At 60.8% G+C, this 11,891-nt stretch carries 9 protein-coding genes and 2 pseudogenes; 10 read left to right on the plus strand and 1 reads right to left on the minus strand.

The genetic code is table 11. The annotated features are described in order from the left end of the window. The first annotated feature begins 38 nt into the window (after positions 1 to 38). Together BMAGN_RS00420 and clpB are read left to right on the plus strand one after the other, a co-directional pair. Positions 39 to 857, plus strand: a complete 819-nt coding sequence (locus tag BMAGN_RS00420) for a fumarylacetoacetate hydrolase family protein (protein WP_022859772.1) — start codon at positions 39 to 41, stop codon at positions 855 to 857. 280 nt (positions 858 to 1,137) lie between these two features. Beyond that, positions 1,138 to 3,885, plus strand: coding sequence for an ATP-dependent chaperone ClpB (gene clpB, locus BMAGN_RS00425; RefSeq protein WP_022859773.1), 2,748 nt, complete (start codon positions 1,138 to 1,140; stop codon positions 3,883 to 3,885). On the opposite strand, the pseudogene BMAGN_RS08660 reads toward clpB, so the two are convergent. Beyond that, positions 3,869 to 4,060: pseudogene (locus BMAGN_RS08660) on the minus strand (ATPase P); the annotation flags it as partial. The gene clpB and the pseudogene BMAGN_RS08660 sit on opposite strands and share 17 nt — an antisense overlap. A gap of 1,263 nt (positions 4,061 to 5,323) precedes the next feature. On the opposite strand from BMAGN_RS08660, the gene BMAGN_RS00435 reads away from it, so the two are divergent. From BMAGN_RS00435 to BMAGN_RS00465, 8 genes and pseudogenes are all read left to right on the plus strand, one after another. Continuing rightward, positions 5,324 to 5,992 carry a type I phosphoribosyltransferase gene (locus BMAGN_RS00435; RefSeq protein ID WP_026502006.1) on the plus strand — a complete coding sequence of 223 codons (669 nt, stop codon included), beginning with the start codon at positions 5,324 to 5,326 and terminating at the stop codon, positions 5,990 to 5,992. Then, a pseudogene (locus tag BMAGN_RS08670) lies at positions 5,992 to 6,490 on the plus strand (RNA methyltransferase); the annotation flags it as partial. The gene BMAGN_RS00435 and the pseudogene BMAGN_RS08670, both read left to right, overlap by 1 nt. Then, positions 6,481 to 6,822: a TrmH family RNA methyltransferase gene (locus BMAGN_RS08675; RefSeq protein ID WP_420796430.1), complete on the plus strand. Its 342-nt coding sequence runs from the start codon at positions 6,481 to 6,483 to the stop codon at positions 6,820 to 6,822. The pseudogene BMAGN_RS08670 and the gene BMAGN_RS08675, both read left to right, overlap by 10 nt. Positions 6,823 to 6,874: 52 nt before the next feature. Beyond that, positions 6,875 to 7,171, plus strand: coding sequence for an Asp-tRNA(Asn)/Glu-tRNA(Gln) amidotransferase subunit GatC (gene gatC / locus BMAGN_RS00445; protein ID WP_022859777.1), 297 nt, complete (start codon positions 6,875 to 6,877; stop codon positions 7,169 to 7,171). A gap of 1 nt (position 7,172) precedes the next feature. Continuing rightward, positions 7,173 to 8,711 (plus strand): Asp-tRNA(Asn)/Glu-tRNA(Gln) amidotransferase subunit GatA, encoded by a 1,539-nt coding sequence (gatA, locus tag BMAGN_RS00450; protein ID WP_022859778.1) that lies wholly within the window; start codon positions 7,173 to 7,175, stop codon positions 8,709 to 8,711. Positions 8,712 to 8,731: 20 nt separating this feature from the next. Next, entirely contained in the window at positions 8,732 to 10,228 is a 1,497-nt protein-coding gene (gatB, locus tag BMAGN_RS00455) for an Asp-tRNA(Asn)/Glu-tRNA(Gln) amidotransferase subunit GatB (RefSeq protein ID WP_022859779.1), read from the plus strand. A 223-nt stretch (positions 10,229 to 10,451) separates the two neighbouring features. Continuing rightward, positions 10,452 to 11,528 (plus strand): GNAT family N-acetyltransferase, encoded by a 1,077-nt coding sequence (locus tag BMAGN_RS00460; protein ID WP_022859780.1) that lies wholly within the window; start codon positions 10,452 to 10,454, stop codon positions 11,526 to 11,528. A 41-nt stretch (positions 11,529 to 11,569) separates the two neighbouring features. Further along, positions 11,570 to 11,884 carry a DUF2469 domain-containing protein gene (locus BMAGN_RS00465; RefSeq protein ID WP_022859781.1) on the plus strand — a complete coding sequence of 105 codons (315 nt, stop codon included), beginning with the start codon at positions 11,570 to 11,572 and terminating at the stop codon, positions 11,882 to 11,884. The last annotated feature ends 7 nt before the right edge of the window (positions 11,885 to 11,891 follow it).

The raw sequence follows: 11,891 nt of genomic DNA on the forward strand, positions 1-11,891 counted from the left end.
CCTTGTATGCGCGCCGTCCGCTGCTACACTGGAACGCTATGAGAATTGCACGTTTTTCCCACAATGACATTCCGCAGTACGCTTTCGTCCAGCATGACGAAAACGACGGCAAGGACTATTTGGTAGCGCTCACCGGACATCCGCTTCTTGGACAAGTGGAACCGACCGGTGAGCGTTTTCCTGTTGATGGCGACGGCATCCGGCTGCTCGCGCCCGTCATCCCTTCTAAGGTGTATGGCCTGGCCAAGAACTACGAGGCCCATGCCGAATTCATGCACGAGCAGGGTTGGACCGAGCAGGAGCACGCTCCGCAGGACATGGTGATTTTCACGAAGCCGTCCACTTCCGTGATCGGCCCCGACGATCCGATCGTGTTCCCGTCCATCTCCCACGACATGAACTTCGAACCGGAACTGGCCGTGGTCATCGGCCGTATCGCCAAGAACGTTTCGGAAAAGGACGCCATGGACTACGTGGTGGGCTTCACCTGCGTCAACGATGTGACGCTGCGCGACCTGCAGAACCTCGATCCCATGTGGACGCGTGCCAAGGGCTTCGACACGGCTTGCCCGCTCGGCCCGTGGATCGTGACGAAGGACGAGGTCGACTGGACGGACGCGCATATTTCGTTCACGTTGAATGGCGAGGACGTGCCGGAAGCGAGCGGTACCACGGCGAACCTCATCCACAAGATCCCCGAGCAGATCGCCACAATCTCGCAGTTCGCCACGCTGCTGCCGGGCGACGTGATTCTGACGGGCACGCCGTACGCCACGGGAAGCCTGCATCCTGGCGACGAGGCGATTGTGCACGTGGAAGGCGTGGGCGATTTGCGCAACGTGGTGGTCCAGGGCTGAGTAACCCAAGCTGAAAGAACCGAGCTGAAAATCCCGCTCAAAACCCCAATCTGGGAACAAGGCGAATCTCTTGTGGGAATTCGCTGGGATTCGTAAGGCTGTCCGCATAATGCAGGCAGCCTCGTTTTATATGCGCGTGACAATGGCAGAGACAATACGGACTTCGGGGGTTCGTTCCGCGAATATCAAAAGTTGAGTCTTATTCACTCAAGTTTTGGAATAATTGGGAAGGCCCTGTGGTTGGAATTATCAGAAACATTGAGGCGTACCACAATGTGCCATGCACTGCGGTACGCGTGACATGGAGGATGATATGGAACAGAAGTACACGACCCTAGCTCAGGAGGCGCTCAGTGACGCCATTCAGAGTGCTGCGGCCGCAGGTAATCCGCAGGTGGATACACTGCACCTGCTCGATGTCCTCATGCGTCAGGAAAATAGCATTGTTGTACCGCTGATTGAAGCAGCTGGTGGCTCTCGCCAAATCATTGGCGCTGCAGTACGCCGTGCGTTAACCGATCTGCCGAGCGCAACAGGCTCGTCTACTTCACAGCCACAGGCTAGCCGTCAACTCTCGGCTGTGCTGTCTCAGGCTGCTGACGATATGAAGACCATGGGCGATGACTATATTTCGTGCGAGCTACTGTTGCTCGCCATCGCTCAGGCTATGCCGAACCGCGCTGGAGAAATCCTGCAACAGAACGGTGTAACCCCCGAAGCAATTGATAAGGCCATTCCGGAGCTGCGCGGTGGTGCTAAGGTCACCTCCCCAGACGCGGAAGGTTCCTACAAGGCTCTTGAAAAGTATTCGACCGACCTGACCGAGCGCGCCCGTGAAGGCAAGCTCGACCCTGTGATCGGCCGCGATCAGGAAATCCGTCGTGTGATCCAGATCCTGAGCCGCCGCACGAAGAACAACCCTGTGCTCATCGGCGAACCGGGCGTCGGCAAGACGGCCGTGGTCGAGGGCCTCGCACTGCGTATTGTGGCGGGCGACGTGCCGAGCACGCTGCAGAACAAGAAGCTTATTTCGCTGGATCTGGGCTCCATGGTGGCCGGTTCCAAGTACCGTGGCGAATTCGAAGAGCGCCTCAAGAGCGTGCTTGACGAAATCAAGCAGTCCGACGGCCAGATCATCACGTTCATCGACGAATTGCATACCGTGGTGGGCGCGGGTTCCGCCGAAGGCTCCATGGATGCGGGCAACATGCTCAAGCCGATGCTGGCGCGTGGCGAACTGCGCCTGATTGGCGCCACGACGCTTGACGAATACCGCGAGAACATTGAAAAGGATCCGGCTCTCGAACGCCGTTTCCAGCAGGTGTTCGTGGGCGAGCCGAGCGTGGAGGACACGATCGCCATTCTGCGTGGCTTGAAGGAACGCTACGAAGCGCACCACAAGGTGACGATCGGCGACGACGCGCTTGTGGCCGCCGCGACGCTGTCCAACCGCTACATCACGGGACGCCAGCTTCCGGACAAGGCCATCGACCTTGTGGATGAAGCCGCAGCCCACCTGCGCATGGAACTCGATTCCCAGCCTGAGGAAATCGACGAACTGCAGCGCAAGGTGACGCGCCTCGAAATGGAAGAAATGCAGCTGTCCAAGGAAACGGACGATCCGGCAAGCCAGGACCGCCTCAAGAAGCTGCGCGAAGACCTCGCCAACACGAAGGAACACCTCAACGGCCTCAAGGCCCGTTGGGACGCCGAGAAGGCCGGCCACAACAAGGTTGGCGACCTGCGCGCCCGCCTCGACTCGCTGCGCGTCCAGGCCGACAAGGCCACGCGTGACGGCGACCTCGCCAAGGCCAGCAAGATCCTGTACGGCGACATTCCGGCCATCCAGAAGCAGCTGGCGGACGCCGAGCACGAAGCCGAGCAGGAAGCCGACCTCGCCCACAAGGAGGAGCCGATGGTTCCCGACCATGTGGACGCGGATTCCGTGGCCGGCATTGTGGCCGAATGGACGGGCATCCCTGTCGGCCGCCTCATGCAGGGCGAAAACGAGAAGCTGCTGAACATGGAAGAGTACCTGGGCAAGCGCGTCATCGGCCAGAGCGAAGCCGTGCAGGCCGTGTCCGACGCCGTGCGCCGTTCGCGCGCAGGCCTGTCGGATCCGAACCGTCCGACCGGCTCGTTCCTGTTCCTTGGACCTACGGGCGTGGGCAAGACCGAGCTCGCCAAGGCGCTTGCGGACTTCCTGTTCGACGACGAACGCGCCATGGTGCGCATCGACATGAGCGAATACATGGAGAAGAGCTCCGTGTCGCGCCTGATCGGTGCCGCTCCGGGCTACGTCGGTTACGAAGAGGGCGGCCAGCTCACTGAAGCCGTGCGTCGCCGTCCGTACTCGGTGGTGCTGTTCGACGAAGTCGAGAAGGCGAACTCCGAAGTCTTCGACATCCTGCTGCAGGTGCTCGACGACGGCCGCCTGACCGACGGCCAGGGCCGTACCGTGGACTTCAAGAACACGATCCTGATCATGACCTCGAATCTCGGTTCGCAGTTCCTCGTGAACCCGGATCTTGACGAGAAGGCCAAGGAGAAGGCCGTGATGGACACCGTGCACGCGCAGTTCCGTCCGGAATTCCTCAACCGTCTCGACGATGTGGTCATGTTCCAGCCGCTGTCGCGCAAGGAACTGGGCCGCATTGTGGACCTGCAGGTCAAGCAGGTCGCGTCGCGCCTGACCGACCGCCGCATCACGCTCGACGTGACCGAAGCGGCACGCGAATGGCTCGCCAACACGGGTTACGATCCGGCATACGGCGCCCGTCCGCTGCGCCGCCTCGTGCAGACGGAAGTCGGCGACGCGATGGCCAAGATGCTGCTCGGCGGCAAGATCCACGACGGCAAGACCGTGCTCGTGGACCACACGGGTGGCGATCACCTGGAGTTCAAGGTCTACGACGTGGATCCGGAACTGGGCGACACCAACCCCGACGATTCGCAGCTCGAGATCAACGGCGCGGACGACGGCTGGAAGGCCGCGGAGTCGACCGACGACGAAGACGAAGCGCGTTGAGCAACACGAGGACGCTCGACAATAGCATGGCTGCGCAAGCCAACATCGGATTGAGCAGCCATCCCGTAAACGGGTAGAGCAGTCCTGCGGCCAGTGGAATGCCGATGATGTTGAAAATGAAAGTCCACGCCAAATTCTGTCGCACGTTACGCATCGTAGCGTGCGACAGTTGTATTAACGACAATATATGCGAGTGCGTGCTCGGATTGCACAGCAAATCCGCTTCCGTCGGATGGTAGTCGTCAATATTGTCCGTATAAATTACCGAAATATCGACGGCGTTGCGTATGGACTCCGCCTCAAGTCCCGTGGAGACGAACGCGACAAGCGCGACGCGATTTTTGGTGGACCGCAACGAATCGATTTGATTGGCGGCCGTCGCGAGCGCCGAAATCGAGTGCACGTCGAGTACGGACGTGCGGATTCCCGCTTTATTGAGCGCGATCATCGCGCTTTTCGCTTCCGTGGCGATCGTATTCGAAAAGACGACGGAACGGATATATTGGGCGCGCTGCAGCACGTTGAGATGGACGATGCGCATGCCGTCGCGGTGCGCGCGCTGCAGCGCGAACGAAATGCTCAGCGGCATCGCCCATCCCAGCGCGCACGGGCACGCGATAATGAGCACGCTGATCGCGCACAGTACCGCCGTTGGCAGCGCCGGTTGCGGGCCGAACGCGAGCCACAGCGTAAACGTCCACAGCGCGATGATGAGTACGACGGGCACGAATATGACGGTGACGCGGTCGACCATGCGCTGGGCCGGGAGCTTGCGCCGGTGCGACATCCAGCGGTCCGTGATGAGCTGGGCGAGCAGCACGAGCGTGGTGATCACGCCTACGAACGCGAAATACGTTTGGTTGTCGTTCCATGCGAGCAGACGCGGGAACAGGCAATCGAGCAGGCTGTACGCATAGGAGCCGATCAATCCGATCGAGGCGAGCGACATCATGTTCGGCGTGCGGTTCACCAGCGCTTTCCATCCGATGACATGGATGGGGGAGGCGCTGTAGAACATGACGGGCGTCGCGATGGCGGCCTGCAGCCACGGGTTGACAAGCCAGGCTTTAGCCCGCGAATTGGCGGCGAAATTGTGCACGGCGGGCACGAGCAGCACTAAACACAATATGGCGGCAACAATCGTGCGGCCTGTCAAATGGGCGATGGGCTGCAGCGAGGACATAACGGCCGGGGAGGTCTGGTCCGCGTCAGGATGCGTATGGGATGGCGCCTGGGGGCGTGAAGGAAAGAAAAACTGCAGGGCGCAAAGCGTGAGCACTATGGCGATCAACAGTGCCACCACGGTGAAAAAGATATGCAATCCCATGCCGTTCTCTCTCCAGTTTCAAGTACTACATGCCTAGTTTACGCCGGCACTGTGCCGCCTGACAACACGATGGCGCTACGTTTGGTTAGGCTGGAACCTATGGCGGAACATATGGATGCAAATAACGGATTTAAACCGACAGGCACAGTCGATCATTCCGATCGGGGAAGTGGAAAGACCATGGAAGATCAATTGGATTTCGCAATGATGCAGCCGCGCGAACAGCTGGCCACGATCATCCGCGACCACATGAAAGACCGCCCGTTCTCCGAGCTCACGCCCGTGACCTTCGACCATCGCGCATCCGCGCTGATCGGCCACATCATTCTCGACACGTTGGAAGAACAAGGCTTCGGCATTGACGACTTCGACGCCGTGGGCGCGCTGACGGCCGCCGCCGTGCCGATCGTATGCTCGGTGATGAACGCCGCGAACTCGCGCGGCGAAGATCTCGACGGCTTCGTCATGGACTTCGTATACCCGGCCATCAAGGGGCCGTCTATCGAAGGCAAGCGCGTCGTGCTCATCGACTCGTGGCTGTCGGAAAAGTCGTATGTGCAGACCTCCTCGCTCGTCACGCTGCGCAACGGCAACGAACTGGGCCTCGACTTCGGCATCATCAAGGCCGAAGGCGCCGAGCCTGTGGCCATCTGCTCGCTGATCGGCGGCGTGGATATGGTCAACCCCACGATCAACGTGGTCAACCCCGTAACGGACGACTCGCAGGAACTGCCGTTCGTGGAAATCTTCCAGGAATCAGAATTGAGGGACGCGCAATAGTGCATGAGCCTAACCCCATTGATGTAGCGGCCAAAGCGTCGGGAGAACCCGTATTCAGGGAAGTGGGCCTCGGCCCATGGTCCCAGACACATCCGGGCGAACCGCGCCCCGACGACCCGGCCAGCCCCAATTACGATGCACGATACGACACGGAACTGCTCGACGAAGGCGACCGCCGCAACGTGCTCGACCCGTATCGGTACTGGTCCGTAGAAGCCATCAAGGAAGACCTCGACCGCAAGGGACGCCACAACTTCGAAGTGGCCGTAGAAAACTGGACGCACGACTTCAACATCGGCTCCATGGTCCGCACGGCCAACGCTTTCACCGCCCGCACCGTACACATTGTGGGACCGCACAAGTGGAACCGCAAGGGTGCGCTTATGACCGAGCTCTACCAGCACATCGAAAACCACGCCTGCATCCAGGGCCTCGTGGACGACTGGCATGCGCGCATCAACGCGGAACGCGAAGACGCCCAGGCGCGCATGGCCGCGCTTGACGAACAGCATGCCAACGGCGCCATCGACGACGCGCAATACGAAACGCAATACGCCGCGGCACGCCACGATTACGAGGCGGCGCTCGCCGCGCGCGTGATTGCGCTGGACATTGTGCCGGGCGCCGTGCCCATGGAAACGTACGCGTTCCCTGAACGCTGCCTCATGCTGTTCGGCGCGGAAGGTCCGGGCCTCAGTGAGAAGGCGCTGGAGTTGGCGGACGACGTCGTGTACATCTCACAATTCGGATCCGTACGCTCGATCAACGCGGGCGCGGCGGCCGCGGTAAGTATGCACGCGTGGATCGCGCAGCATGCGCACGTGGCGTGATTTGTAAATTTTCACGGTCCGCTCGTCACAAATGAAACGTATAGTTGGGGCCATGTCTACATTCACACGCGAAGAGATCACGCATTTGGGTGACTTGGCCCGAATCGCGTTGACTGAAAAAGAGATTGTCCGCATGCAGGACGAACTCAACAGCATTGCGGAATCGATCAACACCGTGCAGGAAGTGGCTACCGACGACGTGCAGCCCACCGCCAACCCGGTACCGCTCGAAGCATACTTGCGTCCCGATGTCGCGCAGAAGCCGCTGACGCAGGAACAGGCCCTTTCCGGCGCTCCTGTGAAGGAAGACGGCATGTTCGTGGCACCGCGCATTCTTGGGGAGGAGTGATATGAGCGACACCGCAGCACTCGTACAATTGACCGCAGCCGAAATGGCTGAAAAGATCCGTAACAAGGAAGTCACGAGCCGCGAACTCGTGGAAGCCCACCTCGCCGTCATCGAGGCCGCCGAGCCGCAACTGCAGGCGTTCCTCAAGGTGAGCGCCCAGGAAGCGCTCGCCCAGGCCGACGAGTTCGACGCGCTGAGCGACGAGGACAAGGCCAAGCTCCCCGAGCTGGCCGGCGTCCCGATCGCCATCAAGGACATGATCGTGACGGAAGGCATTGAGACCACCGCCGCGTCTCGCATTCTCGAAGGCTGGGTCCCGCCGTACGACGCGACCGTCATCGAGCGCCTCAAGGCCGCCCACATGCCGATTCTCGGCAAGACGAACCTCGACGAGTTCGCCATGGGTTCCTCCACGGAGCACTCCGCCTACCAGAACACGATGAACCCGTGGAACACCGAGTGCGTGCCGGGCGGTTCCGGCGGTGGCTCCGCCGCGGCCGTGGCTGGCTTCGAAGCCCCGCTCGCGCTGGGCACCGATACGGGCGGTTCCATCCGCCAGCCGGGCGCTTTCACGGGCACCGTCGGTGTCAAGCCGACCTATGGTGCGGTGTCTCGTTATGGCGCCATCGCCATGGCTTCCTCGCTTGACCAGATCGGTCCGGCCACGCGTTCCGTGCTCGACTCCGCCCTGCTGTATGAAGTGATCGGCGGTCACGACAAGCGCGATTCCACGTCCATTCCCGAGCCCGTGCGTCCGGCCGCTGAAGCCGCCCGCGAAGGCGCCAAGCGCGACCTGAAAGGCATGAAGGTCGGCCTGATCAAGGAAATCGGCGGCGAAGGATTCCAGCAGGATGTGCTCGACCGTTTCAACGAATGCGTCAAGCTGCTTGAAGACATGGGCGCCGAAGTGGTGGAAGTCTCCTGCCCGCACATCGGCTACGCGCTGTCCGCGTACTACATCGTGATGCCGTCCGAAGCCAGCTCGAACTTGGCCCGTTACGACGGCATGCGTTACGGCTTGCGCGTCATGCCGCCGGTGGACGTGCCGCAGACGGCCGCCAACATGATGAGCTACACGCGTGAAGCGGGCTTCGGCGACGAAGTCAAGCGCCGCATCATCCTTGGCACCTACGCGCTGTCCGCAGGCTATTACGACGCCTGGTACGGCTCCGCGCAGAAGGTGCGCACGCTGATCATCGACGACTTCAACAAGGCATTCGACCAGGTGGACGTGCTCATCTGCCCGACGGCCCCGACCACGGCCTTCAAGTTCGGCGACAAGATCGAGGACCCGATGGCCATGTACGTCAACGACATCGCTACGATTCCGGCCAACCTTGCCGGCCTGCCGGCCATGAGCATTCCGGCCGGCCTCTCGGGCGACGGCATGCCTGTGGGCTTCCAGTTCCTGGCTCCGCAGAAGCGCGATGAAGTCATGTACAAGCCGGCCGCGGCCCTTGAAGCGGCATTGGAAGAGCAGTGGGGCGGCCCGGTGTGGAAGTCCATGAACACTCCGTGGCTCGAAGGCCTCAACAAGTAAGCGCGTGGAGAAGAAACATTATGGCTGAAAAGTTAATGAAGTACGCCGAAGCTACGGACAAGTACGACGTAGTGTTCGGTTTGGAAACGCACGTCGAGCTGAGCACGAACACGAAGCTGTTCTGCCCGGCGCACATCGAGTTCGGTGGCGAGCCGAACACGCAACTGACGCCTGTGAGCCTGGGCCTGCCGGGTTCGCTTCCGGTAGTCAACGAAACGGCTGTGGACTACGCGATCAAGCTCGGCCTGGCCCTGCACTGCCAGATCAACGAGTGGAGCCAGTTCGCCCGCAAGAACTACTTCTACCCGGACATGCCGCGCGACTACCAGATCTCGCAGTACGACAAGCCGACCAATGGCGAAGGCTATCTGGATGTGGAACTCGAGGACGGCACGGTGTTCCGCGTCCCGATCGAGCGTGCCCACATTGAGGACGACGCCGGCAAGAACACGCACGTCGGCGGCGCCGACGGCCGTATTGAAGGCGCCGACCACTCGCTCGTCGACTACAACCGCGCGGGTGTCCCGCTGATCGAAATCGTGACGAAGCCGATTACGGGCGCGGGCGACCGTGCTCCGGAAATCGCCGGCGCCTACATGCGCGCCATCCGCGACATCGTGCGCGCGCTGGGCATCTCCCGCGCCAAGATGGAGCAGGGCAACATGCGCGCCGACGTGAACGTGTCGCTGCGCCCGAGCGCGGACGCCCCGCTGGGCACGCGTTCCGAGACGAAGAACGTGAACACGTTCCGCGGCATCGAGAAGACGCTGCGTTACGAAATCCGCCGTCAGGCCGCGATTCTGGACGAGGGCGGCGAGATTCTGCAGGAAACGCGCCACTGGGACGAAGCCACGCAGACCACGGCCGGCGGCCGCGTCAAGTCCGACGCCGACGACTACCGCTACTTCCCGGATCCGGACCTCGTCATGCTGCACATCACGCAGAGCCACATTGACGAGATCGCCGCGCAGATGCCGGAAATGCCGCGCGAGCGCCGCAACCGCCTCAAGGACGAATGGAACTTCTCCGACATCGAGATGCGCGACGTCATCAACGCCGACGCGCTCGACCTCATTGAGGAGACCGTCAAGGCCGGCGCCACCGCTGCCGGCGCCAAGAAGTGGTGGCTGGGCGAGCTGAGCCGCGAGGCCAACAACCAGGGCGTCACGCTCGAAGAGCTGTCCATCACGCCGGCCGACGTGGCCGAGGTGGAGAAGCTCATCGCCGACGGCAAGCTCAACGACAAGCTCGCCAAGCAGACCGTCAACTTCGTGCTCGCGGGCGAAGGCACGCCGGCCGAAGTCGTCGAGAAGCGCGGCCTGAAGGTCGTCTCCGACGACGGTGCGCTGGAAGCTATCGTCATGGAGGCCATGGAAGCCAACCCCGACGTGGTCGAGAAGCTCAAGAGCGGCAATATGAAGCCGATGGGCGCCCTTATTGGCGCCGTCATGCGCGCCACGAAGGGTTCCGCCGACGCCAAGTCCGTCACGAAGATCGTGATGAGCAAGATCAAGTGACGCGTTGGACGTTGATCGGCCCCATAAACCGGCCAACTCCATAACAGTCACGTGACTTATGAGAGGGTCCGTCGTAAGACGGGCCCTCTTTTGTATGGATTTTATGCAGTAATGGCCATTACTGTGTGTGTTTCGTGTGCAATCGTCTACAATCGCAAATGATTGGAGGGATTTTCGCACTCTACAATGGATGTAGATGGTGCATGTAACCGAAGGAATGCTTATGGCCCAGACTGCTCAGCAACCGCATAATGTCAATGGTGAATGGCGCGGCTTACCTGATTCGATCACGATTCCCCGCATTTTCGGGGAAATGGTGACGTTGCGACCGGCCACCTTGGACGATCTTCCCACGATGGATGATTTGAATGCGTATCATGGGGCGTCTGGTATCACAGGCAAGGACCGCAAGGCCGAAAAGTCGGCCGTGCGCGCGTGGGTGCAGCGTTCGATCGCGTGGCAGGAAGGCCGCTCCTCGGAACGTGAGGGCATCCGCGATCCCGAAGAGCGCGGCACGATCGCATGGACGATCACGCGCCGCGAGGATGACGCCAATCCCGATTGCGCGGGCATCATGCTCGGCATGATTTTCCTCATCGATATTGACGGATGGTCGCGTTCGGCGCGCATCCAGGTCATTCTTGGCGAGGAGTACCGCGGACGCGGCTACTCGCGCGACGCCATGCCGCGCGTCATGGCCTACGGTTTCGCCGATACGCCCGAAGGTTTGGGATTGCACCGCATCTGGGTATCGGTGCCCGCGAAGAACACGCGTTCCATTTCCGTCTACCAGTCGCTGGGCTTCATGCTGTCGGGAACGTCGCGCGACGCGTTGTGGGACAATTCGCTCGGCAAATACCAGGACCTCATGGTCATGGACACGCTGGTGGACGAATACGATCCGATCAGCTCGCTCGAAGCGTTCGGCATGCACTGGATCGAAGGCAATCCGGGCATCCAGAAGGCGCTCGACTCGCACCGCCGTGCCGTCGAGCAGCGCAAGCACGCCCATTGCGCCGCAAAGGACGCCGTCGACTCCGCATCCTCCGCGCAATCGTCTACTATGAATCCGGACGTGTCCAACACGGCGCCGGCCGACGTTGCGCAATCGCACAAATTGACGGTGCAGCCGGACATCACTCCGGAAATTCCGGCGGACGCCACACCGGACGCGACCAATAGTGAGAATAGGTGGCCGTACAATGCTGCGGGTCATAACGCTTCAAAAAAGGCTTGGTGGAGAACGCTAGGTGCGCGCCGTTCGGAGAGTCGGAAACTCTCCATGAACGACGATAAATAACATGCATCCTGTCTACCAGCGCGGCCAGGGTAAAGGTAAACATGAGTGCTGAAGATCTTGATAATTACGAAACCGACGCGGAACTCGCGCTGTATAAAGAGTACCGTGACGTTATCAAACTGTTTACTTACGTAGTGGAGACGGAACGCCGTTTTTATTTGGCGAACAAAGTCGATTTCAACGTGCGTTCCGCCGGCCAGGACGTCTATTTCGACGTGCAGCTGTCCGACGCGTGGGTCTGGGACGTGTACCGTTCCAACCGTTTCGTCAAGAACGTGCGCATTGTGACATTCAAGGACGTCAATGTGGAGGAAGTGCAGAAATCGGATATCGACATTCCCGACGATATTCACTGACGTTCCC

The sequence above is a fragment of the Bifidobacterium magnum genome (assembly GCF_000741255.1).
Classification (GTDB): Bacteria; Actinomycetota; Actinomycetes; order Actinomycetales; family Bifidobacteriaceae; genus Bifidobacterium; species Bifidobacterium magnum.